Below are 22,761 nucleotides of genomic sequence, written 5' to 3'. Positions count from 1 at the left end.
CAATGGCTGAAATCACCGCGAGCATGGTGAAGGAACTGCGCGAGAAAACCGGCGCGGGCATGATGGACTGCAAGTCGGCGCTCAACGAAACGGGTGGCGACATGGAGGCGGCGGTCGACTGGCTGCGCACCAAGGGTCTCGCCAAGGCAGCGAAAAAGGCTGGTCGTGTCGCGGCCGAAGGTCTGATCGGCGTTGTGGCGCAGGGCACGAAGGGCGCGGTCGTAGAAGTCAATTCCGAGACCGACTTCGTCGCGCGCAACGAGCAGTTCCAGAAGATGGTCAGCGACATCGCAACCGCCGCGCTGGCGACGGATGGCGATTTCGACAAGCTCGTTGCCTCGACCTATCCGGGCACGTCGAAATCGGTGAAGGATTACGTCACCGAAATGGTCGGCACCATAGGCGAGAACATGAATGTGCGCCGCGTCGGTTCGATCTCCGTCACCGACGGCGTCGTCGCGGCTTACGTTCACAGCGCGGTCGTGCCCGGGCTTGGCAAGATCGGTGTCTTGGTCGGCATCGAGTCGACGGGCGACAAGGCGAAGCTCGCCGAACTTGGCCGCCAGATTGCCATGCACATCGCCGCGACCAATCCGCTGGCAACCCGCACGGAAGATCTCGATCCCGCTATCGTCGAACGCGAGCGGAATGTTCTGATCGCCGAGGCAAAGGAAAGCGGTCGTCCGGACAACATCATCGAGAAGATGGTCGAGGGCCGCATTCGCAAATTCTACGAGGAAGTTGTCCTGCTCTCGCAGGCCTTCGTGATCGATCCCGACAATACGGTCGAAAAGGCGGTCAAGGCCGCGGAAGCCGGAATCGGCGCGCCGGTCAGCGTCGTTGGTTTCGTCCGCTTCGCCCTGGGCGAGGGGATCGAAAAGGAAGAGTCGGATTTCGCGGCCGAAGTGGCGGCTGCCGCTCGCGGTTAAGCCGTTTTGGACGATTGAATTGACGCCCCCTTCGCCATTGTGCGTCGGGGGCGTTATTGTTGGGCCGTACCGGCGGATTCGGCCTCAACGCCGTGCCCGTCGGGCGTCCCGCCATGTCTGATGGAAGAGAACATATGTCCCCGAAACCGCTCTACACGCGCGTCCTGCTCAAGGTTTCGGGCGAGGCCTTGATGGGCGAGGGGCAGTACGGCATCGATGTCGATACGGTCGGACGGATCGCGAGCGAAATCAAGCAGGCGACCGATGCGGGCATCCAGGTCTGCCTTGTCATTGGCGGCGGCAACATCTTTCGCGGGTTGTCGGGTGCGGCCAAGGGCATGGAGCGCGCCAGCGCCGACTATATGGGCATGCTGGCGACGGTGATGAACGCACTCGCGATGCAGCAATCCCTTGAGAGTATCGGCGTGCCGACACGGGTTCAATCGGCAATCCCCATGATGACGGTCTGCGAGCCCTATGTCCGCCGCCGTGCCGTCCGGCACATGGAAAAGGGCCGTGTCGTGATTTTTGCGGCCGGCACGGGCAACCCCTTCTTCACCACCGATACTGCGGCGGCGCTCAGGGCCGTCGAGATGGGATGCGACGCTCTCCTGAAGGGCACGCAGGTGGACGGCGTCTATTCGGCCGATCCGCACAAGGTCGCTAATGCCGAGCGCTATGACCGGCTGACTTACATGGATGTATTGTCGCGCGACCTGAAGGTGATGGACGCCTCCGCCATCTCGCTCGCGCGCGAAAACGCCATCCCGATCATCGTCTACTCACTCGACGATGCCGGCGGCTTCCTCAATGTTCTGACGGGGGCAGGCCGCTGCACTATCATTTCGGATGCGGCCTGAACTGGCCGGCCGAAGACGAGAAGGACCGGAAGGACAGGAAATGGCTGATACCGATTTTGACCTCGATGACGTCGAACGCCGCATGCGCGGTGCATTGCAGGCGCTGAAGCAGGAGTTTGGTGGCCTGCGCACCGGCCGGGCCTCGGCGAGCCTGCTGGAGCCCATTGTCGTCGAAGCTTATGGCCAGACGATGCCCATCAATCAGGTCGGCACCATTGGTGTTCCGGAACCTCGTATGCTGACGGTACAGGTGTGGGACAAGGGCATGGTCTCAGCCGTTGAAAAGGCCATCCGCAATTCAGGACTCGGCCTCAACCCCAATATCGACGGCACCCTGATCCGCCTACCCATTCCGGAGCTCAATCAGGAACGCCGAACCGAGCTCTCCAAGATTGCGGCGAAATATACAGAGCACGCCCGGGTGGCGGTCCGGAATGTCCGTCGTGATGCCATGGACGAGCTCAAGCGCCTCGAAAAAGACGCACACATGGGCCAAGACGACCACAAGGCGTGGACCGACAAGGTCCAGAAGCTGACAGACAAGATCATTGGCGAAATCGACGCTGCGCTCGCCCACAAGGAAGCGGAGATCATGCAGGTATAAAAGTCATCCGGCATTGTCTCGTATTTAAGATGAAGATAAGGTGTTAACTATATATATTTCAAAGAAAAAGACCTGAGGCGATGATGCTGAAGTCCCGCCACACGATGAGCGATGCCGCACCCGGCACAATGCCGCGGCATGTCGCGATCATCATGGACGGCAACGGGCGCTGGGCGGCGAAGCGACATCTGCCGCGGGTTGCCGGTCATCGGCAGGGCGTGGAGACCGTCCGTGTCATCGTCCGGGCGGCGGGCGAGCTTGGCATTGAGTATCTGACGCTCTATGGCTTCAGCTCCGAAAACTGGAAGAGACCGGCCGAAGAAGTCAGCGATCTGATGGGACTATTGCGGCTCTTTATCCGCCGCGACCTCGCGGAACTGCACCAGAACGGTGTCCAGGTCCGCGTAATTGGTGAGCGCGACCATCTGGAACCCGATATCGTGGCGCTGATCGACGAGGCTGAAACGCTGACCCGCGACAATCACCGGCTGAAACTGATGATCGCCTTCAACTATGGCGGCCAGTCGGAAATCACTTCCGCGATGCGCCGCATTGCCCGTGAGGTCAGGGCCGGCAGCATTGACCCCGAAAACATCACCCCGGAAACGGTTTCTGCACACCTCGACACAGCTGGCGTGCCGGACCCTGACCTCATCATCCGGACAAGCGGCGAAATGCGCCTGTCGAACTTCCTGCTCTGGCAAAGCGCCTATTCCGAGCTAGTGTTCGCCGAAGCGCTTTGGCCGGATTTCACACCTGACGAGTTGCGGGCGGCGATAGGCGAGTATCGCCGTCGCAGCCGCCGCTTCGGTGCGACCAGCTCCGATGACGTGCCGCGTGGCGAAGGATAGGCCGAAGATGGTCGAAGATGCGGTTCACCCCATCACCAAAGCGGGTTCCGATCTGAAAACGCGGGTCTTGTCGGCGGTGGTATTGGCGCCCGTCGCGTTGGGAGCGGCATGGGCCGGGAGCTGGTTTTTTTCGGCTTTGTTGGCCGCAGCAACGCTGATTATGGCGTGGGAACTGACCCGGCTTCTCTATGCCGCGCATGGCCCCCAAACTGTAGGCTTTCGCGACGCTGCCGGCCTGATGCTGGCAGGCTTTGCCGTGATCGTTCTGGCAACGGCCGGTCTGCCGGGTGCCGCATTAGCCGCAGGAGGTGCTGTACTGGCATTCGCCCTGGCGGGCCGGAGTTGGAATGGTCGCAGCTTGTTTCCGGCGCTCGTTGCTTATCCCTATTTGGTACTGCCGCTCATTGCGCTGATCTGGCTCCGTAATGACCCCCAGTTGGGGCTTGCCGCTATTCTCTGGTTGTTGGCCACAGTCTGGGCTATCGACATAGGTGCCTATTTCGCTGGTCGCTTTATCGGCGGGCCGAAGCTCGCGCCGCGTATCTCGCCCAAGAAAACCTGGGCTGGGCTGATTGGTGGCATGATGGGCGCCGCCATGGTCGGCATGGGGACTTCGCTCTGGATAGGCCTTGGATCGCCTGTTCTGCTGGCGCTGATCGGAGTAGGCATGACGGTGATCGAACAAGCCGGTGATTTCTTCGAGTCGGCACTCAAGCGCCGTGCCGGGGTCAAGGATTCCGGTACCCTGATCCCCGGTCATGGCGGTATTCTCGATCGTGTGGACGGGCTTGTTGCGGTCGCGATCGGCGCGGCGCTGCTTGCGCTTCTGCACAATGCTGCTCATCCGGGCGCGGGAGTTTTGATTTGGCCTTGATTGCTGCGGCAGTGCATGGCGGTCCCGCTGAAGCGGACAGCGAGGGTGTGAAGACCGTTACCATCCTGGGATCGACCGGGTCTATCGGTTGTTCAACCCTCGATCTGATCGGGCGGGAACGGTCGCGCTTCGATTTGGTGGCGTTGACTGCGCATCGCAATGTCAAAATGCTGATCGAGCAGGCTAGGGAACATCGGCCGCATCTCGCAGTAGTGGCCGATCCTGCCTGTTATGCTGAACTGAAGGCCGGGCTGAGCGGAACAGGCATAGAAACCGCAGCGGGTCCAGAAGCGGTGGCGGCTGCGGCCGCGCTTCCCGCCGATTGGGTAATGGCCGCGATCGTCGGTGCGGCTGGATTGGCGCCAACCCTCGCGGCGGTGAAGCGCGGCACCTGCGTCGCGCTCGCCAACAAGGAATGCCTCGTTTCGGCAGGTCCTCTTTTCCTCGATGAAGTGAGCCGCTCAGGCACGACGTTGTTGCCGGTCGATTCTGAGCACAACGCGATCTTCCAGGTGCTCGACGCAAACCGGCTTGAATCAGTAGAGCAAATTGTCCTGACCGCATCCGGCGGTCCGTTCCGGACCTGGAGCCTCGAAGAGATGGCCAGGGCCACCCCAGCGCAGGCCGTGGCCCATCCACGCTGGGATATGGGTGCCAAGATATCGGTCGATTCAGCGACTTTGATGAACAAGGGCCTCGAGTTGATCGAAGCCCATTATCTGTTTCCGGTGGGCGAGGAACGCCTCGACGTCGTCATTCACCCGGAGTCCATTGTTCACAGCATGGTCGCCTATATCGATGGATCGGTGCTCGCGCAGCTCGGTATGCCCGACATGCGGACGCCGATCGCTCACGCTCTGGCGTGGCCCCGGCGAATGAGTACGCCGTCGGCCCGCCTCGATCTCGCGCAAATTGGTCAATTAACCTTCGAAGCACCTGATTTAAAACGATTTCCGGCTCTAGCGTTGGCGCGCGAGGCACTGCGAATCGGCGGCGGTGCACCGACCGTGCTCAACGCCGCAAATGAAGTCACCGTTGCCGCCTTTCTGGCCGGACGTATAGGATTCCCCGATATTGTGGCCATCACGGACACGGTACTGGAACATGCCGAAGCTCTCGGCGCGCCACCGGCCGGGCTCGCCGATGTTTACGAACTTGACCGAATAGCGCGGATTCGGGCAGAGGAGATGGTGCAAAGATGCGGCTGCTGACGTAGGCTGTGGCCCGTTAGGTGGCCTTGGGTCATTGGCTCCCCTGAAATGGGGTGCGGAGGTGTGTTCTCGGGGGGACACGGTCGGCTGACAGGCAGCGCGGCCGGTTTGAGTAGTGGGAAAATAGCTTGAACGTGATGGATTTTCTGACCGGTGTCGGTGGCTTCGGAGGCGTGCTCGGAAGCTATCTCATCCCTTTCCTGTTCGTGCTGACGATCGTGGTCTTTTTTCACGAGTTGGGGCACTTTCTGGTGGCGCGCTGGTGCGGCGTGAAGGTGGACACCTTCTCCATCGGATTCGGCCGCGAGGTGGTCGGCTGGAACGATCGCCACGGCACGCGTTGGAAGGTGAGCTGGATTCCGCTCGGCGGTTACGTGAAGTTCGCTGGCGACGAAAATGCCGCCAGTGTTCCCGATCGTGAACGTCTCGCGCAAATTCCTGCCAGCGAGCGTGAGCATCTCTTCCATTTCAAGCCGCTGCCGCAGCGCGCGGCGATTGTCGCGGCCGGACCGGTTGCAAACTTCATCCTCGCCATCGTCATTTTCGCGAGTGTATTCACCTTTGTCGGGCGAACGGTTGCAACGCCGATTATTGACGATGTTATGCCGGAAAGTCCGGCTGCGGCGGCTGGATTTGAGGTCGGCGATAAGGTCGTTTCGATAGATGGCAGCCCTGTTGCCAGCTTCGAGGAGATGCAACGTATCGTGTCGACGAGTTCCTCTGAGCTCGACTTTCGTGTTGAGCGCAGTGGTGTTGAGGTGGCGATACGCGCGACACCGGAAATTCAGGAGGTCGTCGACAATTTCGGGAACGTCCATCGAATTGCGCGGCTTGGTATCCAGCGCCATGGCGGAGCGGGCAATATCGAAGTTGTTCGTAGCGATCCCGTCAGGGCGCTATGGCTCGGCACAAAAGAAACCTGGTTTGTCGTCGAGAGGACGCTGAGCTATCTCGGGGGTATCGTGACTGGGCGCGAAAGCGCCGATCAGTTGCGCGGTGTTCTGGGCATTGCCCAGGTTTCCGGTCAGGTTGCGACCATTGGATTTATGGCCCTCTTGAGCATGATCGCCGTGCTCTCGGTCAGCATCGGTCTGCTCAATCTCTTTCCGGTGCCGCTGCTTGATGGCGGCCATCTTCTGTACTATGCGGTTGAGGCCATCCGCGGCCGTCCGCTGGGCGAACAAGCGCAGGAATACGGGTTTCGCATCGGCCTCGCGCTGGTGATGATGCTGATGGTTTTTGCGACATGGAACGATCTGGTCCACTTGCAGGTCTTTTCGTTCCTTACGGGGCTTTTTAGTTGATTGTTTCGCGCTTCGTCGGCTGACGCCGAACGCGGGATGGACTGTGCCGTCGGCTTTCGACCGACGCATCAAGACAGGCAGGGGACAGGATGGGGCGACTGGCCGGATTTGTGACCGGGATTGCGAATGCCGGCGGGCTTGCAATAGCGCTTGTCTTTGCTTGTGCGCTTGCCGTCGGCGGGCCACTTGTTGTTGGCGCGGCATGGGCGCAGGAGACGCCCGCAGGACCGGTCATCACCGAGATCGCTGTTCAGGGAAATCAACGCATCGAATCCGAAACGGTGCGTTCCTACATGCTTCTCCGCACGGGTATGCATTACGATCCCGCGGTTGCCGACGCGTCTCTCAAGCGACTTTTCGGGACCGGTCTTTTTGCCGACATTACGATGCGCCAGGAAGGCAGCCGCGTCATCGTGACGGTCGTTGAGAATCCGATTGTCAATCGCGTCGCCTTCGAAGGAAACAGCGCTCTCAAGGAAGAAGACCTGCAAAAAGAGGTGCAACTCCAACCGCGTATTGTCTATACGCGCGCTAAAGTGCAGGCCGACGTCACGCGAATGATCGAGCTCTATCGTCGCAGTGGCCGTTTCTCCGCGACGGTCGAGCCGAAAGTGATTCAGCTTCCGCAGAATCGTGTCGACCTGGTTTTCGAGATCACGGAAGGTCCGAAGACAAAAATCGCGTCGATCAACTTCATCGGCAACACCCGCTTCAGTGACGGAAAATTGCGCGAAGTAATATCCACCGGCGAGTCCGCATGGTGGAAGTTCCTGTCGTCATCGGACACTTATGACCCCGATCGTTTGACTTATGATCGTGAGCTGTTGCGTCGCCACTATCTTCAGCGCGGCTATGCGGACTTCCGAGTCGTTTCGGCGGTTGCCGACCTGAGCCGCGACGACGCCGCCTTCCATATTACCTTCACCGTCGACGAAGGCGAAGTTTATGAATTCGGCGACATCGCAGTAACGACAACGCTCGACAAGCTCGATCAGGCCGAGCTCGAGTCGCTGGTGTTGGCCAAGAGCGGCGAGATATATAACGCCGGTTTGATCGACAAATCGATCGACGCATTGACATTCGCTGCCGGCACAAGCGGCTATGCTTTTGCCGAAGTCCGACCGCGCGTCAGCCGCCGCAAGGACGAACGCGTGATCGATATGACATTCCAGATCACCGAAGGTCCGCGAGTCTATGTCGAGCGCATCAATATTACCGGCAATTCACGCACACTGGACAAGGTTGTGCGCCGACAAATGCGAATGTCGGAAGGAGACGCCTTCAACAAAGTGTTGCTCGACAAATCGGAAAAGAATATCCGGGCTCTGCAATTTTTCAGCAGGGTTACGGTAACTCAGGATCCCGGCACAGCGCCCGACAAGACAATCCTGAATGTCGATGTTCAGGAACAGTCGACCGGCTCACTGTCGCTCAGCGCCGGCTTTTCCACGCTCGACAATGCGGTCGCAGGTATCCAGCTTTCCGAACGCAACTTTCTCGGCCGCGGCCTTCAGCTCAGTACATCATTGTCGATCTCGAAGCGCCGTCAGCTGATTGAGTTCCACTATACTGATCCCTATTTCCTGGATCGCGATCTTGTCGGCGGTATAGATATCTTCGGCAGCGAAACCAATTTCCAGAACGAGTCGTCTTTCGACTCCCGCTCGCAGGGCTTCGGATTCAGGTTCGGATTTCCCCTTTCCGAAAAGAGCCGGTTTCTGGCTCGTTATCAGTTTCGCTTCGATGAGATTTTCAACGTTCACCCGCAAGCGTCGAATGCGGTCAAGGCGTCAGAGGGCAGCAACTATAGGTCAATTGTCGGATATGATTATTATTACGACAACCGCGATGATCCCGTTGAACCGACCGCTGGTTGGGACTTCTTGTTCACGCAGAATTTTGCCGGGTTGGGCGGCACGGTTCGCTATGTGTCGACGGAAGTGCTGACACGATACTATTATCAGGTCGCTGATGGGTTCCTTACGAGCTGGCGCATTGATGGCGGCTATGTCCAGGGCATCGGTCAGGATGTCGAGCTCAACGATCACTTCTTTAAAGGCGGTAACACGATCCGCGGCTTTGCTCGTGCCGGTGTCGGTCCACGCGATCTGGCCTCGCCAAACAAGGACGCTGTTGGCGCCAAGGCTTTCATTTTCGGCACATCGGAATTGTCGTTTCCCAATGGGCTGCCGGAGGCGTTGGGCGTCAAAACATCGGTTTTTGTCGATGCCGGCTACATAGGTTATTCGGATTTTGACGGCGTCGTCTTTCCGGGCGTGGTCGACGACTTCGCGCCGCGCGCGTCGGTTGGTCTTAGTGTCTACTGGCAATCGCCGTTCGGGCCGATCCGCCTCGATTTCGCGAATGTTCTTGTTGAAGAACCCTATGACGAAAAGGAAGCGTTCCGTTTCAGTGCGGGGACGTCGTTCTGAGGTGCCGGCCTGGCCGGCGAGCCTGTCACCAATACAGTGAGGAAGCTTCGTGATGATGTTGAAGTCGACTATTGCGCGTACTCTTGCGGCTGCCGCTCTCGTTTCGCTGATCGGAGCACCCTTCGTTGCTAGCACCGCTCTGTCCGCAGGTCCGGCGGTCATACTGATCATCGATACGGAAGCGGTTTTTGCTCAGTCGAAAGTGGGGCAGAGTATCCGCACCCAGTTCCAGGAGCAGGCAAAAAAGTTGCAAGCGGAAGGGGCGAAGACCGAGGCCACCCTTCAGGCTGATGAAAAAAAGTTGAGCGACGAGCGAGCGCTTCTTTCGCAGGAAGATTTCCAGAAAAAAATCCAGGCTTTGCAGAAGCGCGTGGTGGACTATCAGCAATCGATGCAAGAGAAGAGTCAGGCGCTTCAACTAGGCGTCCAGCAAGCCAATGCCAAAGTGGAGGTGGCGCTTCGGCCAATCTTTGCGGAAATAATGAAGGAAAAAGGCGGCACCGTTCTTTTCGATCAATCGGTGATTGTCGCTGGCGGTTCCGACCTCGATATTTCGGCGGAAGTTTTGAAACGTCTCAATGAGAAGATGACGACAATCGAGGTGAAGCCGGTTTCTCCGGCTGATCTGCAGGCGCAGCAGAAGAACGGCAACTGACTTGACGGAGAGGCGCGCCGGGGATGCGGCCGCCGACACACGACGGCCATGGCGGATGAACGCTTCTTCGCGAATTGCGGTCCCTGCACGCTCGGCGACATCGCGGCGCGGGTGGGGGCGGAGCTTGCGCCGGGGGTAGATAAAACGCGGCAAGTCGATGGCGTCGCGACGCTCGATGCGGCCGGTCCCAGTGATCTGAGCTTTCTGGACAACCCAAAATATGTGGCTGCCTTCGAGACAACCTCAGCTGGCGCCTGCATCGTTCATCCCCGCTTTGCCGACCGGGCGCCCTCGGGCATGGCGTTGCTGCTGTCCGCGCAGCCCTACAAGGCCTACGCGCTTGCGGCGCAATTGTTTCATCCGGAGACGATCAAGGGTGGAGATACGTACGGAGAGTATGCCCGTATTGACCCTCGTGCTGCGATCCACCCGACCGCGAAGTTGGGCGCCAACGTTACAGTTGAACCGGGTGTCACGATCGGCGCGCTTGTCGAGATCGGTCAAGGTACTGTCGTCGGTGCCAATGCCAGTATCGGCAAGGGGTGCACGATCGGCAGAGACTGCTTTGTCGGTCCCAACGTTACGATCAGCCATTCACATATCGGTGACCGTGTTCTCTTGCACCCTGGAGTTTGTATCGGCCAGGACGGTTTCGGCTTCGCAATGGGGCTCCCGCGTCATGAAAAGGTGCCTCAGCTCGGACGCGTCATCATCCAGGACGATGTTGAGATCGGCGCCAACTCGACGGTCGATCGCGGCGCGGGTCCTGATACCGTGATTGGGGAAGGGAGCAAGATCGATAATCTTGTGCAGATCGGTCACAATGTCGAGATTGGCCGCCATTGCATTATCGCCGCGCAAACCGGTCTCGCCGGCAGCGCAAAACTGGAAGATTTCGTTGTGCTCGCGGCGCAGGTCGGCGTTACCGGGCATCTGACGATCCACACAGGTGCGCAGATCGCGGCGCGCGGCGCGGTTGTGCATGACGTTCCCGCAGGGCAACAATATGGAGGTGTCCCGGCCAAGCCAATGGCCGAGTGGCGCCGTGAAGTCGTCGAATTGCGAAAGCTTGGGAGGCGCCCGAAGCCGACCAAAAGCGACGAAAAATAAGTTCGCAGCGGAAAAGCGGATATCCGATGCGGGGCTTGGAAGGACGAAGGGCATGAGCGAAACAAAAGCGGCGGAGAACCTCGGCAGCGCCGATATCCAGAGAGTACTGGAACTTCTTCCGCATCGCTATCCGATGTTGATGATCGACAGCATCATCGAGATGAAGGGCGACGAGTCGGCAATCGGAATCAAGAATGTCACCAACAACGAGCCTTTCTTCCAGGGTCATTTCCCGGGTTATCCGGTAATGCCGGGCGTGCTGATTGTCGAGGCGATGGCGCAAACTGCGGGGGCGCTCGTCGTCAACCATCTTGGTACGTCAGGTACCAACCAGCTTGTTTACTTTATGACGGTCGACCGTGCCCGGTTCCGCAAGCCCGTCGTGCCTGGCGACGTGCTGCACATCCACGTAACAAAATTGCAGAGTCGTGGCACAGTCTGGAAGTATCACGGCGAGGGTCGCGTCAACGGTCAGCTCGTCGCTGAGTGCGATCTCGGTGCAATGATTGCCAGTCGGGCGGAGAAATGACAGAAGTTCATTCCACGGCCACCATCGACGCGAAGGCGCAGCTTGCACCGGATGTGAAGGTTGGGCCTTATTGCGTCGTCGGCCCGGATGTAGCGTTGAGTGAAGGTGTCGTGCTGCACTCGCATGTTGTTGTCGAGGGGCGAACGAGCATCGGCGCGCACACACAAATATACCCCTTCGCTTCCATAGGTCACGCGCCGCAGGATCTCAAATACAAGGGAGAACCGAGTCGGCTCGAAATCGGCGCGAACAATCTTATTCGCGAACACGTCACCATGAACCCGGGCACCGAAGGCGGTGGCATGATCACGAGTATCGGAAACAATTGCGCATTTCTGGCTGGTTCGCATGTCGGGCACGATTCGATCATTGGCGATCATGTAGTTTTCTCGAACAATGTGATGCTCGCCGGCCACTGCAAGATCGGCGACTACGTCATTTTTGGTGGGGGCGCCGCGCTGCATCAGTTCGGACGGGTCGGCAAGCATGCATTTATCGGTGGCATGAGCGCTGTTGAAAACGATGTCATTCCTTACGGTCTTGTCGTCGGCAATCGCGCCGTTCTGATGGGTCTCAATCTCATTGGTTTAAAACGGCGGGGTTTCTCGCGTGACCGGATACATGCCATGCGTGAGGCTTATGGTGTTCTCTTCGCCGAGGACGGGACTTTGCGAGAGAGATTGGTGCGTGTGGCCGATCGCTTTGGCGATGAACCCGAAGTGATGGAAATCGTCGACTTCATCCGGGCGGAATCGGATCGGTCGATCTGCATGCCCCGACATGACCGAGCGGCCTGAGGGGGTGAACCCCATGCGTCAACGTCATGACTGACAAGCCCCGGAAGCTGGGTATTGTAGCGGGACGCGGGCCATTGCCGGTTGCGCTCGCGGAAGCCGCGATTGCGGCGGGACGCGATATTTTCATTGTCGCAATCGACGATGAGGTCAGCAAAGGTATCGAGCGCTTTCCTCATGCCCATGTCCGCATCGGCGCGCATGGCGAGTTCCTTCGGCTGTTGAAGGAAAACGGCTGCCAGGACATCGTTCTGATTGGCGGAATCAATCGCCCCGATCTGTCGAAGATTGGCCTTGATTTCGCCGGCGTCAGACTTTTGCCGCGCCTTGTGCGTTGGCTGGCGCAGGGCGACGACGGTTTGCTGCGCGGTATTGCTGACTATCTCGAAAAGGACCACGGGCTAAAGGTCATCGGCGCGCATGAGGTGGCCGAGAGCCTGCTTGCTCCCGAAGCCGTGTTGACGAGAGCCGTGCCCGAGGAGAAGCATGCCGTCGATATCGATGTCGCAATTCGGGCGGCGTTGGATATCGGCGCGCTTGATATCGGGCAGGGCGCTGTCGCCTGCCGCGGCGCTGTGCTCGCACGGGAAGACGACGCGGGAACCGATGCCATGTTGAGACGTGTGGCGGCGATGGATCCGGCCGTGCGCGGACGGCCCGGCGCGCTGGAGGGCGTGCTGGTTAAATTGACAAAACCGGGTCAGGAACGTCGTGTCGATATGCCGACAATCGGCGTGAAAACGGTCGAGAATGCCGCCGCCGCCGGCCTTGCGGGCATCGCGGTCGAAGCGGGGGGCACGCTCATCGTCGACGGAGAAGCCGTTGCTTCGGCCGCAAATGCGCACGGGCTCTTTGTAGTAGGCCTCGGGCTGGATCGAATTGCGGAGGCGCGCCGATGAATGCCGAGGGCGACCCGCTACACGTCATGCTGGTAGCCGGTGAGCCCTCCGGCGACGCGCTGGGCGGCGAGTTGATGGCCGCGCTGCGGAACATGACAAACGGCCGCGTTCGCTTCTCGGGTGTCGGTGGCCCGCGCATGCAAGCGGAAGGAATCGCTTCGATCTTTCCGATGACCGATATTTCGGTGATGGGACCGCGCGAAATCATTCCGCGCCTGCCGCTCATCCTCAAACGCGTCCGCCAGACGGTAAACCATGCCGTCACCGAAAAGCCGGATGTCCTGATCGTCATCGACAGCCCGGAGTTCACCCATATGGTGGCAAGGCGTGTGGCGCGTCGTGCGCCATCGCTTCCGATCGTCGACTATGTGCTTCCCAGCGTATGGGCGTGGCGGCGGGGCCGCGCCCGGGCAATGAAGAAATACATCCGACGCGTCCTGGCCTTGTTGCCCTTCGAGCCGGCCTTTCTCCGGACCGTTGGCGTCGACTGTGTCTATGTCGGGCATCCGGCGATTGATCGTCTGCCGGAGCCCGGCACGGGCGCGCGATTCCGCGCCGCGCGGGGCATACCCGCCGATGCGCCGTTATTGCTGGTTCTGCCGGGCAGCCGCCTTAATGAGGTCAAGCACCTGATTGGTATTTTTGGCGATACGGTGCGGCGTCTCGCGTCAGATATGCCGGGTTTGCATGTTGTCCTGCCGGTTGTGCCTCACGTGCGTGCGCGTGTGGAGGCTGCCGTCGCCGACTGGCCGGTTGCGGTCCAGATTGTTGAAGACGAGATGGAAAAGCGCTCGGCCTTCGACGCCGCCACTGCCGCACTCGCCGCATCCGGAACCATTTCGCTGGAACTCGGCCTTGCGCGGGTTCCGATGGTGATCGCCTATCGCGCGGAGGCTATCGTCGGATGGTTCGCGCTCAATATCCTGAAGATACCGTCAGTGGTACTGGTCAATCTCATTCTCGACCGTCCGTCCGTTCAGGAGTATCTGCAGTTCCGTTGTACGGCCGACGCGCTGGCCGACGGGTTGCTGCCGCTGCTGCGTGACACGCCGGAGCGTGCCCGCGCTTTGGCCGATTTCGACGAACTGAGGGACCGAACAGGTGTCGGCGGGGAGGCGCCGAGCCGTCGCGCGGCGCGTGCCGTCCTGGAAATTCTCGAACAGTCACCATCCTGAAAAAAGGGCGCCTCACTGGAGGCGCCCTCGATTTTCGTGCAGCGGAAGCACTACTTGCGCTTTCCGGCCTCGACATAGTTCCGTTGCGGTGCGCCGGTATAGAGCTGGCGCGGGCGTCCGATGCGCTGGCCCGGATCCTCGATCATCTCGTTCCATTGCGCGACCCAGCCGACGGTGCGCGCCAGAGCGAAAAGAACGGTGAACATTGTGGTCGGGAAGCCCATCGCCTTCAGCGTGATGCCCGAGTAGAAATCGATATTCGGATAAAGCTTCTTTTCGACGAAATATTCGTCATTGAGAGCGATCCGCTCGAGCTCCAGCGCGACGTCAAGCATCGGATCGTCGTTGATCCCGAGCACCTTCAAAACCTCATGGCAGGTCTGTTGCATAACACGTGCGCGGGGATCGTAATTCTTGTAGACGCGGTGACCGAAGCCCATCAGGCGGAACGGATCGTCCTTGTCTTTCGCCTTCTTTATGTACTCGGGGATGCGATCGACCGTCCCGATTTCCTGCAGCATGTTGAGCGCGGCCTCGTTGGCGCCGCCATGTGCCGGTCCCCACAGACAGGCAATGCCGGCCGCGATGCAGGCAAACGGGTTGGCGCCCGACGAGCCGGCAAGGCGTACCGTCGAGGTCGATGCATTCTGTTCGTGGTCGGCGTGGAGAATGAAGATGCGGTCCATCGCGCGCGCAAGGATCGGATCGACCTTGTAGGGCTCGGCCGGCACCGAAAAACACATATGCAGGAAGTTCTCGGCATAATCGAGGTCATTGCGTGGATAGACGATCGGCTGGCCGGCCGAGTACTTGTAGGCCATGGCTGCAATCGTCGGCATCTTGGCGATCAGACGGCGGCTGGCGATCATCCGTTGCAGCGGATCGTTGATGTCGGTCGAGTCGTGATAAAAAGCCGACAGCGCACCGACCATGCCGCACATGATTGCCATGGGATGGGCGTCGCGGCGGAAACCGCGCAGGAAGAAGTTCATCTGCTCATGCACCATGGTGTGCATGGTGATGGCGCGTTCGAATTCCTTGTATTGCCCGGCGTTCGGGAGTTCGCCGTTGAGCAACAGATAGCAGGTCTCGATAAAGTTCCCGTGGTCCGCGAGCTGGTCGATCGGATAGCCGCGATACAGCAGGATACCTTCCTCACCATCGATATAGGTGATGTCGGATTCGCAGCTTGCCGTGGAGGTGAAACCCGGATCGTAGGTAAAGTGGCCGCTCTTGCCGTAGAGCGTCGAAATGTCGACGACGCTCGGACCCAAAGACCCGCCATAGACAGGAAGTTCGTAGGACTTGCCGTCCACCGAAAGGGTCGCGTTTGAAATCGCGCCGGCTCTGGTTCCGAATTTTGTCATGCTTGCCTGCCTGTCCCTGTCTGTCCGTCCGGTCCGCCTTCTCGTCGCTGGCGGTCCGGACCGTGTGTTGAATACCATATGTTTGTGCCGTCATCCCATCGCGTGATCGGGGGGTCAGGCAGCTTGATCCTTGATTCGGCCGAGCGCTTCGTCGCGTCCGAGCGTTGCCAGCACATCGAAAATCGGCGGCGAAACCGAGCTCCCGGTCACGGCCGCGCGCAGAGGCTGCGCTACCTTGCCGAGCTTGAGATTTTCGTCTTCCGCGAAGCCACGCACGGTCGCTTCGATTTCGTCGGCCACCCAGGCATTGCGCACTTCCAGCCGGTCGAGTAGCCGCTTCAACAACGCCCGTGCTTCGCCGTTGAGAAGCTGGGAGGCCTTGTCGTCGAGGGCAATGGGCCGCTGCGCGCGAAGAAAGGCGGCGCCATGCCCGATTTCCAGCAATGTCTTTGCGCGCTCTTTCAGCCCTGGCATCGCGGCGATCAGCTTGTCGCGGAACGCGGCATTGCTTATCCAGCCCTCAAGGCGTTCCATCAGCGCGATTGTCTCGTCGGCAAGTCGGACGTCGTCAGCCTCGCGGATATAATGGCCGTTCAGATTTTCGAGCTTCGCGAAGTCGAACCGTGCCGGCGAACGGCCGATGCTGTCGAGATCGAACCACTCGATTGCCTGCGCGGTCGAGAATATCTCGTCGTCGCCATGGCTCCAGCCAAGCCGCACGAGGTAATTCCGCATCGCCTCGGGCAGATAGCCCATATCGCGATAGGCCTCGGCGCCGAGCGCCCCGTGGCGCTTCGAGAGCTTCGAGCCGTCGGGTCCGTGGATCAGCGGCACATGAGCGAATTCGGGCACAGGCCAGCCAAGTGCGGCGTAAATCTGGCTCTGTCGTCCGGCATTGGTTAGATGGTCGTCGCCGCGAACGATATGGGTGATGCCCATGTCGTGGTCATCGACCACGACGGAAAGATTGTAGGTCGGCGTTCCGTCGCTTCGAACAATGATGAGGTCGTCGAGTTGATCGTTCGGGAAACGGACGTCGCCCATGACGTGATCACGCACCACTGTTTCGCCTCCGTTGGGAGAGCGGAACCGAATGACGGGCTTGACGCCCTCTGGGGCTTCGGACGGATCTCGATCGCGCCAGCGCCCGTCATAGCGGATAGGCCGCCCTTCGGCGCGGGCCCGCTCACGCATTTCGTCGAGCTCCTCGGGGCTGGCATAACAGCGGTAGGCCTTGCCCTGCGTCAGCAATTCATTGGCGACCTCGACATGCCGGGTCTGACGTGAAAACTGGTGCACGACCTCGCCATCCCAGTCGAGGCCAAGCCAGCGCAGACCCTCGAAAATGGCGGCCACAGCCGGCTCGGTCGAGCGCTGCCGGTCGGTATCCTCGATCCGCAAGAGGAACTGGCCCTGATGGTGTCGCGCAAAGAGCCAGTTGAACAAAGCGGTGCGTGCCCCCCCGATATGCAGATAGCCGGTGGGCGAAGGCGCAAAGCGGGTAATGACTTTCTTCTTTTCGCTCATCATCTCCTGCGATCCGGCTCCGCAGCCGCGCGGCTAGGCAACTCGGGCAAATGTTGGCAAGCTTCGACCCGGAAACTGGGGCGCGAGGCCTTGAGGGTCCGCTGCGGGGCAGGGGGATTTCTAGCACATTGCGGCGACGCAGCGTAAGCCCGAAACGTGCTCCGGAGCCTTGCTCCGGAAGGGGCGGGAAAAGCGTTTGTCCTCGGTATCTTGGACCGCTCTTTTAAGGCAGTCCTTCGTCTGGCTTTCTACCCACGGAGGGCGGTTTGATGCTTTCTGCGCAAGGTGGTGGCAGGACCTGGTCCCGGTGGCGCGCCCTCGCATTTGCTGGCGCTCCGGGTACGCTGGTCTTGTGGCTGCGGGCCTGTATGGTCGCTGACGGTGACCGGCTCTTTCTGTGGGCGCCGGTTTTGATGGCGATGGGGGTTGCGGCTTATTTCGCCGTCGCGTTCGAGCCGTCTCTGGCCGCGGCCTTGGCCGCTCCAGCCCTACTGGCGCTTGGCTACATCCCGCTCCGCCAACGGGCAGCCCTGGCGCCACTGGCGGCAGCCCTTCTCTGCGCCGCCTTGGGCTTCGCCTCCGCCTCGCTGCGCACCCATCTGGTCGCTGGCCCCGTGCTCGAGAAGGCACAGGCGGGCCTGCTGACGGGCCGGGTCGTTTCCGTCCAGCAGACGGAGACGGGCGGCCTCGTTGCCGTCCTCGCTCCTCGGGCCTTTGCCGGAATGCCGCCGGACAGGCTGCCGAGGCAGGTGCGCGTCAACCTTCGGCTGAAAGATGCGGTGCTCGCGCCGGGCGCCACGGTCAGCCTGCGCGCGCGGCTGATGCCGCCGCCCGAACCGGTGTTGCCGGGCGGCTTCGACTATGCGCGACAAGTCTGGTTCGAAAGTCTGGGTGGCGTTGGCTTTGCCTATACGGCTCCAGTGCAGGTCGAAGCGCCGGAGGGCGCGGCGGCCGCGTTGGCCGAATTTCGTGGCCGCATCGGCGCGCGCATTCGAGAGGTGATCGGCGGCCCGGCAGGTGCGGTCTCGGCGGCCCTGGTGACAGGCGAGCGCGCTGCAATCCCGAAAAACGTCGCCGCCGACCTCCGGGCGGCGGGCCTCGCCCATGTGCTCGCGATCTCGGGCCTTCACATGATGCTTTTTGGCGGTTCGGTCTTCTGGCTGGTGCGCGCGGGTCTCGCGCTGGTGCCCCGGCTGGCGCTGTACTACCCGATCAAGAAATGGGCGGCGGCTGTCGCGCTTATCGGCGCGACGTTCTACCTGGCGATCTCGGGCGCTGCCATCGCCACGCAGCGCGCCTGGATCATGATCACGCTGATGTTCGTCGCCATCATGCTCGATCGGCCGGCACTCAGCCTGCGCAATGTGGCGCTCGCCGCGATCGTCATTCTGCTCTGGCGACCCGAAAGTTTGCTCGGCGCCAGTTTTCAGATGTCGTTCGCGGCCGTCGTTGCACTGATTGCTTTTTATGAAAGCGATCGGGTGCGTGGCCTGACATCGAGCCCGAACCGCATCGGATTTGAAAACCTGCCGCGTCGCATCGGCGCCTATGCGCTCGGTCTCGCCTTCACCAGCATCGTCGCCGGCGCGGCAACCGGCGCCATCGGCGCCTTTCACTTCAACCGCATCGCCGTCTACGGCCTTGCCGGCAACATGGCTGCGATGCCGCTGGTCGGCCTTGTCGTGATGCCGATGGCGCTGCTTGCGTTGCTGTTGATGCCATTCGGTCTCGATGCGCCGGCGCTCTGGGTCATGGGCGCCGGTGTCGACGGCATGCTCCGTGTTGCGCATGAGGTTGCAAGCTGGGACGGGGCCGACAGTCTGATTGCCGACGCGCCGCTCTATGCGCTGCTGTTGCTGGTCTTCGGTGGCCTCTGGCTGGCGCTGTGGCGCGAAAGCTGGCGCTATCTGGGCGTCGTGCCGATGCTGCTTGGCTTCGCGCTATGGGGCGCCGCGCCGAAGCCCGACGTTTTGATCGACCGCGATGCCGCGCTGTTCGCCGTCCGCACGGCCGACGGCCAACTGGTGCTCGGCGCGGCGCGGCCGGCCTACACCGCCGAACAATGGCTCCGGCACGATGGCGATGGCCGCCCGCCACGGGAAGCGGCCACGTCTCCTTACATGAACTGCGACGCCGGGGGCTGTGTCTATCGCGAAGTCGGCCGCCCGGTGGTCGCCTTCGCGGCAACGCTCGGTGCGGCGATGGAGGATTGTACCGTGGCTGACATCGTCATCGTCAAGGTGCCGTTGCCCTGGCGGGCACGGCGTTCATGCGGCGCGGAACTTGTCGTGGACTACTTCGATCTTTGGCGCGGGGGCGCGACGACGCTGACATTCAACGCGGACGGTCGCACCGACATTGCGACGTCGCGGCAAATGCGCGGCAATCGGCCATGGGTACAGCGTCAGCGGAGAACCGAGAATCAGTAGCGGCGCAGCAAGCCGACAAGCTTGCCTTGCACCTTGACTCGGTCGGGTCCGAAGATGCGCGTTTCATAGGCGGGGTTGGCGGCTTCCAGCGCAATCGACGCGCCCTTGCGCCTCAGCCGCTTCAGCGTTGCTTCATAGCCATCGACCAGTGCGACCACGATGTCGCCGCTCGCCGCCGTATCGCAACGCTGGATCAACACCGTATCGCCATCGAGAATGCCGGCCTCGATCATCGAGTCGCCCTTGACCTCCAGCGCGTAATGTTCGCCGGTGCCGAGCAGATTGAGCGGGACGCTGACCTGGTGGCTTTCTTCCTGCAGCGCCTCGATCGGCGTGCCTGCGGCGATGCGACCCATTACCGACAGCGTCATCGTCTCTTCCGCATGGCGCACCGGTGCAAGGTCGCGGCTCGTCGCCTTGGAGCGGCCGCCGCCTTCGATGACGCTGGGCGAGAATCCTCTGCCGCGCACCGTCGCGAGACTCGGCGATGCCGATTCGGGAAGCTTGAGAATTTCGAGCGCGCGGGCCCGATGGGCGAGACGGCGAATGAAGCCGCGTTCCTCGAGCGCCGTGATGAGACGGTGAATGCCGGACTTGGATCGCAGGTCGAGCGCTTCTTTCATTTCGTCGAAACTGGGTGAGACGCCGCTCTCCTTGATTCGCTCATGGATGAACATCAGCAGCTCGTGTTGCTTGCGTGTCAGCATCGGCTTCGGTCTCTCCCTTTGCGCTCAAGACGCCCCATGGCGTCTCGGGAACAAAACAAAAACGACTGCAAACGTTCTAGTTTGGTTCTCACAAGCCTGTCAAGCGCAATTGTGGATAAGTCAGGCCCGAAGCGGCAAAACCGTAACGGTTTCACCGGCTTGAGCGGTACGGGCCCCAACGGGGCGGATCACCAGGCAGCCGGCGCGGGAGAGGATGGAAAGCATCGAGCTGTCCTGCGGTTCGTAAGGCGTCGCAATCGGAAGCTCGTCCACGATGTGATCGAGCGCGGCGCGGACATAGTCTTCGCGGGCCCGGTTGGCGGGCAGCGCGCTGCCGAGCCGCGCCTGCGTCGTGTGAAGCGCGCTGTCGCCGCCCTGCAAGCGGGCGATGGCGGGACGGAGGAAGATCGTCGCACAGACGAATGCCGAGACCGGGTTGCCGGGAAGGCCGAGCATCGGCAGCGCGCCGAGCTTGCCGAACATCAGCGGTTTGCCGGGGCGCATCGCGACCTTCCAGAAATCGATGTCGAGGCCGGCGGGCGCGAGCGCGCGCTGGATGAGATCGTGTTCGCCGACGGAAGCGCCGCCCAGCGTCACCAGCATATCGGCGTCGCCCGCGCGCGCCGCCGCGGCGCGGATCTCGCCTTCGTTGTCGGACGCGATTCCAAGGTCGAGCGGCACGCCGCCCGCTTCGGCGATCAGCGCGCCGAGACCGTCATTGTTGGAGGAGACGATCTGGTTGGGCCCGGGCTCGGTCCCCGGCGCCACCAGTTCGTCGCCCGTCGAGAAGAAAGCGATGACGGGGCGGCGGTGAACGGCGAGGACCGGCAGGTTCATTGCGGCGGCAAGCGCGATGTCGGCGGGCGAGAGCTTGCGCCCGGCGGGAAGGCCGGCATCGCCCGTGCGGAAATCGAGACCGGTGACGCGCACGTGCTGCCCCTGCCGCGCCGCTTCGTTGACGATGACGATGTCGCCATCGCGCGCGGTGTCTTCCTGAATGATGATGCTGTCGGCACCGCGCGGCAGCGGTGCGCCGGTGAAGATACGGACCGCTTCGCCGACGCCAAGTTTACCGTCGTGAAAGCCGCCGGCGGCGGCCTCGCCGATAACGCGAAGGCGCGCCGGTACCTCGGCGACATCCGCCGCGCGCACGGCGTAGCCATCCATCGCGGAGATGTCGGCGGGCGGTTGCGTGCGCCGCGCGATCGCTTCCTCGGCGAGCACGCGGCCGAGCGCGTCGCGCAAGGAAACGGACTCGATACCGGTTGTCGGCAGGCCCATCAGAATCCGCGCCCGCGCTTCCTCGACCGGCAGGAGAGGTTGTTGTGTCATCGCTATTTCGCCTTGTAGTCGCCCGACTTGCCGCCCGACTTGGCGGTGAGGCGGATATCGCCGATGGTCATCGCCTTGTCGACCGCCTTCGCCATGTCGTAGAGCGTCAGGCAGGCGACGCTGACGGCGGTGAGCGCTTCCATCTCGACGCCGGTTTGTCCTGTTACTTTCACCGTCGCCTCGACATTGACGCAACTGTTTTTGGCGTCGGGAAGAAGATCGACTTCGACCTTCGCGATCGCCAGCGGATGGCAGAGCGGAATGAGATCGGACGTTTTCTTGGCGGCCATAATGCCGGCGAGTCGCGCGACTTCGAGCGCATTTCCTTTCTTCAATCCGTCGTCGAGAATGAGCTTCAGCGTTGCGGGTTTCATCGCAACGCGGCCTTTGGCGGTTGCGCTGCGCGACGTTTCGGGTTTGCTCGAAACGTCCACCATGCGCGCCGCGCCTTTTGCATCGAGATGCGTGAGCTTTGCTTTCTTCGCCATCGTCTATTTCAACTCCTTGCGCATGAAGCAGCGCCGCTCAAGCGGCAATCCCATATCGGCTTCGTGATAATGCGCGAGATAGAAGGCCGGCGTCCACTCGGCAGGATCGAGAATGCGGAAGCCGCAACTGGCATAGAAGGGCGCGTTCCACGGCACATCGCGGAAAGTCGAAAGCGTGACGGCCTTGAACCCGCGCGCCGACGCGTCGTCGCACACGGCATCGACGAGACGACGGCCGAGGCCCTGTCGCCCGTGAGCGGGGTGTACGGACAATTCGTAGATGTGGATATGAATATCGAGCGGCGCGGCGAGAATGAAGCCGACCGGTGCGTCGTCTTTTACCGCGACGAAAACGCCGCCCGCGCGGGCAACGGATTCGATGAGGCGCAGTTCGGCGACGTCGTCGACATCGACTTCACCGATATTGGCATCGGCGAAGAGGGCACCGGCGGCGCGCTCGATATCGGCGAGAAGGGGAAGGTCGGCGGCGACCGCCTGTCTGATGGTGTAGGTCATGAAGTCGTTCCGGATTCCAGGGAGCATGGCAGTGTGACACGGGACCAGCGCACCGGTGATAAGTGACAGCGCGGAGACAGCGGAATCGGCAGCAGACCCCCCCTCTGTCATCGAACTGTCACAAATGGATTTTGGGGGTCGTGAAAGCGGCGTCCGGAGGCGGGGATA

Annotated in this window: 21 protein-coding genes; 15 read left to right on the top strand and 6 right to left on the bottom strand. The window is 61.2% G+C overall.

The window, feature by feature from the left end; all coding sequences use genetic code 11:
* Nucleotides 1–2: 2 nt before the first annotated feature.
* From tsf to lpxB, 14 genes are all read left to right on the top strand, one after another.
* On the top strand, nt 3–929 hold the full coding sequence (gene tsf / locus WEB61_RS04970; RefSeq protein ID WP_368063222.1) for a translation elongation factor Ts: 927 nt from the start codon (nt 3–5) through the stop codon (nt 927–929).
* 134 nt (nt 930–1,063) lie between these two features.
* Nucleotides 1,064–1,789, top strand: coding sequence for a UMP kinase (gene pyrH / locus WEB61_RS04965; RefSeq protein ID WP_368063221.1), 726 nt, complete (start codon nt 1,064–1,066; stop codon nt 1,787–1,789).
* 40 nt (nt 1,790–1,829) lie between these two features.
* A complete protein-coding gene (gene frr / locus WEB61_RS04960) occupies nt 1,830–2,393 on the top strand; it encodes a ribosome recycling factor (protein ID WP_368063220.1) in 564 nt (187 codons plus the stop codon).
* Between the two features lie 104 nt (nt 2,394–2,497).
* Complete coding sequence (locus WEB61_RS04955) at nt 2,498–3,244, top strand: isoprenyl transferase (RefSeq protein WP_368063236.1); 747 nt, start codon at nt 2,498–2,500, stop codon at nt 3,242–3,244.
* A gap of 7 nt (nt 3,245–3,251) precedes the next feature.
* The gene (locus tag WEB61_RS04950; RefSeq protein WP_368063219.1) at nt 3,252–4,118 is read left to right on the top strand and encodes a phosphatidate cytidylyltransferase; all 867 of its coding nucleotides are present in this window, start codon (nt 3,252–3,254) and stop codon (nt 4,116–4,118) included.
* Entirely contained in the window at nt 4,109–5,329 is a 1,221-nt protein-coding gene (locus WEB61_RS04945) for a 1-deoxy-D-xylulose-5-phosphate reductoisomerase (protein ID WP_368063218.1), read from the top strand. Before WEB61_RS04950 ends, WEB61_RS04945 begins: the two co-directional genes overlap by 10 nt.
* Before the next feature lie 137 nt (nt 5,330–5,466).
* Nucleotides 5,467–6,633, top strand: coding sequence for an RIP metalloprotease RseP (gene rseP / locus WEB61_RS04940; RefSeq protein WP_368063235.1), 1,167 nt, complete (start codon nt 5,467–5,469; stop codon nt 6,631–6,633).
* Nucleotides 6,634–6,722: 89 nt separating this feature from the next.
* Complete coding sequence (bamA, locus tag WEB61_RS04935; protein WP_368063217.1) at nt 6,723–9,065, top strand: outer membrane protein assembly factor BamA; 2,343 nt, start codon at nt 6,723–6,725, stop codon at nt 9,063–9,065.
* Between the two features lie 52 nt (nt 9,066–9,117).
* Nucleotides 9,118–9,720 carry an OmpH family outer membrane protein gene (locus WEB61_RS04930; protein WP_368063234.1) on the top strand — a complete coding sequence of 201 codons (603 nt, stop codon included), beginning with the start codon at nt 9,118–9,120 and terminating at the stop codon, nt 9,718–9,720.
* A gap of 48 nt (nt 9,721–9,768) precedes the next feature.
* The gene (gene lpxD, locus WEB61_RS04925; protein WP_368063216.1) at nt 9,769–10,830 is read left to right on the top strand and encodes a UDP-3-O-(3-hydroxymyristoyl)glucosamine N-acyltransferase; all 1,062 of its coding nucleotides are present in this window, start codon (nt 9,769–9,771) and stop codon (nt 10,828–10,830) included.
* Nucleotides 10,831–10,882: 52 nt separating this feature from the next.
* Entirely contained in the window at nt 10,883–11,359 is a 477-nt protein-coding gene (fabZ, locus tag WEB61_RS04920; RefSeq protein ID WP_368063215.1) for a 3-hydroxyacyl-ACP dehydratase FabZ, read from the top strand.
* A complete protein-coding gene (gene lpxA / locus WEB61_RS04915; protein ID WP_368063214.1) occupies nt 11,356–12,156 on the top strand; it encodes an acyl-ACP--UDP-N-acetylglucosamine O-acyltransferase in 801 nt (266 codons plus the stop codon). Before fabZ ends, lpxA begins: the two co-directional genes overlap by 4 nt.
* A 26-nt stretch (nt 12,157–12,182) precedes the next feature.
* Nucleotides 12,183–13,052, top strand: coding sequence for an LpxI family protein (locus WEB61_RS04910; RefSeq protein ID WP_368063213.1), 870 nt, complete (start codon nt 12,183–12,185; stop codon nt 13,050–13,052).
* On the top strand, nt 13,049–14,227 hold the full coding sequence (gene lpxB / locus WEB61_RS04905) for a lipid-A-disaccharide synthase (RefSeq protein WP_368063212.1): 1,179 nt from the start codon (nt 13,049–13,051) through the stop codon (nt 14,225–14,227). The genes WEB61_RS04910 and lpxB overlap by 4 nt, the downstream gene beginning before the upstream one ends.
* Before the next feature lie 50 nt (nt 14,228–14,277).
* Here lpxB and gltA read toward each other — a convergent pair whose 3' ends face one another.
* Together gltA and gltX are read right to left on the bottom strand one after the other, a co-directional pair.
* Nucleotides 14,278–15,594, bottom strand: coding sequence for a citrate synthase (gltA, locus tag WEB61_RS04900; protein WP_368063211.1), 1,317 nt, complete (start codon nt 15,592–15,594; stop codon nt 14,278–14,280).
* A gap of 114 nt (nt 15,595–15,708) precedes the next feature.
* The gene (gene gltX, locus WEB61_RS04895) at nt 15,709–17,121 is read right to left on the bottom strand and encodes a glutamate--tRNA ligase (protein ID WP_368063210.1); all 1,413 of its coding nucleotides are present in this window, start codon (nt 17,119–17,121) and stop codon (nt 15,709–15,711) included.
* 413 nt (nt 17,122–17,534) lie between these two features.
* Between gltX and WEB61_RS04890 the strand changes: the two genes are divergently transcribed.
* Complete coding sequence (locus WEB61_RS04890; RefSeq protein ID WP_368063209.1) at nt 17,535–19,550, top strand: ComEC/Rec2 family competence protein; 2,016 nt, start codon at nt 17,535–17,537, stop codon at nt 19,548–19,550.
* Here WEB61_RS04890 and lexA read toward each other — a convergent pair.
* The 4 genes from lexA to WEB61_RS04870 form a co-directional block, all read right to left on the bottom strand.
* Entirely contained in the window at nt 19,544–20,257 is a 714-nt protein-coding gene (gene lexA / locus WEB61_RS04885) for a transcriptional repressor LexA (RefSeq protein ID WP_368063208.1), read from the bottom strand. The genes WEB61_RS04890 and lexA overlap by 7 nt on opposite strands.
* A 120-nt stretch (nt 20,258–20,377) precedes the next feature.
* Complete coding sequence (glp, locus tag WEB61_RS04880; protein WP_368063207.1) at nt 20,378–21,589, bottom strand: gephyrin-like molybdotransferase Glp; 1,212 nt, start codon at nt 21,587–21,589, stop codon at nt 20,378–20,380.
* Nucleotides 21,590–21,591: 2 nt separating this feature from the next.
* Nucleotides 21,592–22,077 (bottom strand): cyclic pyranopterin monophosphate synthase MoaC, encoded by a 486-nt coding sequence (moaC, locus tag WEB61_RS04875; RefSeq protein WP_368063206.1) that lies wholly within the window; start codon nt 22,075–22,077, stop codon nt 21,592–21,594.
* Nucleotides 22,078–22,080: 3 nt separating this feature from the next.
* Nucleotides 22,081–22,593: a GNAT family N-acetyltransferase gene (locus tag WEB61_RS04870; protein WP_368063205.1), complete on the bottom strand. Its 513-nt coding sequence runs from the start codon at nt 22,591–22,593 to the stop codon at nt 22,081–22,083.
* Nucleotides 22,594–22,761 lie beyond the last annotated feature (168 nt).

Source organism: Parvibaculum sp. (genome assembly GCF_040882025.1).
Lineage (GTDB): Bacteria > Pseudomonadota > Alphaproteobacteria > Parvibaculales > Parvibaculaceae > Parvibaculum.
Note: the sequence above shows the minus strand (reverse complement) of the source record. Positions and strands in the feature narration are given on the sequence as shown.

Coding starts and splice junctions, on each gene's coding strand:
- frr (WP_368063220.1), top strand. CDS start 1,830: ATGGCTGATACCGATTTTGACCTCGATGACGTCGAACGCCGCATGCGC.
- moaC (WP_368063206.1), bottom strand. CDS start 22,077: ATGGCGAAGAAAGCAAAGCTCACGCATCTCGATGCAAAAGGCGCGGCG.
- WEB61_RS04950 (WP_368063219.1), top strand. CDS start 3,252: ATGGTCGAAGATGCGGTTCACCCCATCACCAAAGCGGGTTCCGATCTG.
- glp (WP_368063207.1), bottom strand. CDS start 21,589: ATGACACAACAACCTCTCCTGCCGGTCGAGGAAGCGCGGGCGCGGATT.
- lpxA (WP_368063214.1), top strand. CDS start 11,356: ATGACAGAAGTTCATTCCACGGCCACCATCGACGCGAAGGCGCAGCTT.
- bamA (WP_368063217.1), top strand. CDS start 6,723: ATGGGGCGACTGGCCGGATTTGTGACCGGGATTGCGAATGCCGGCGGG.
- WEB61_RS04955 (WP_368063236.1), top strand. CDS start 2,498: ATGAGCGATGCCGCACCCGGCACAATGCCGCGGCATGTCGCGATCATC.
- fabZ (WP_368063215.1), top strand. CDS start 10,883: ATGAGCGAAACAAAAGCGGCGGAGAACCTCGGCAGCGCCGATATCCAG.
- tsf (WP_368063222.1), top strand. CDS start 3: ATGGCTGAAATCACCGCGAGCATGGTGAAGGAACTGCGCGAGAAAACC.
- rseP (WP_368063235.1), top strand. CDS start 5,467: ATGGATTTTCTGACCGGTGTCGGTGGCTTCGGAGGCGTGCTCGGAAGC.
- gltA (WP_368063211.1), bottom strand. CDS start 15,594: ATGACAAAATTCGGAACCAGAGCCGGCGCGATTTCAAACGCGACCCTT.
- lpxD (WP_368063216.1), top strand. CDS start 9,769: ATGGCGGATGAACGCTTCTTCGCGAATTGCGGTCCCTGCACGCTCGGC.
- WEB61_RS04870 (WP_368063205.1), bottom strand. CDS start 22,593: ATGACCTACACCATCAGACAGGCGGTCGCCGCCGACCTTCCCCTTCTC.
- pyrH (WP_368063221.1), top strand. CDS start 1,064: ATGTCCCCGAAACCGCTCTACACGCGCGTCCTGCTCAAGGTTTCGGGC.
- WEB61_RS04890 (WP_368063209.1), top strand. CDS start 17,535: ATGGCGATGGGGGTTGCGGCTTATTTCGCCGTCGCGTTCGAGCCGTCT.
- WEB61_RS04930 (WP_368063234.1), top strand. CDS start 9,118: ATGATGTTGAAGTCGACTATTGCGCGTACTCTTGCGGCTGCCGCTCTC.
- gltX (WP_368063210.1), bottom strand. CDS start 17,121: ATGAGCGAAAAGAAGAAAGTCATTACCCGCTTTGCGCCTTCGCCCACC.
- WEB61_RS04910 (WP_368063213.1), top strand. CDS start 12,183: ATGACTGACAAGCCCCGGAAGCTGGGTATTGTAGCGGGACGCGGGCCA.
- lexA (WP_368063208.1), bottom strand. CDS start 20,257: ATGCTGACACGCAAGCAACACGAGCTGCTGATGTTCATCCATGAGCGA.
- lpxB (WP_368063212.1), top strand. CDS start 13,049: ATGAATGCCGAGGGCGACCCGCTACACGTCATGCTGGTAGCCGGTGAG.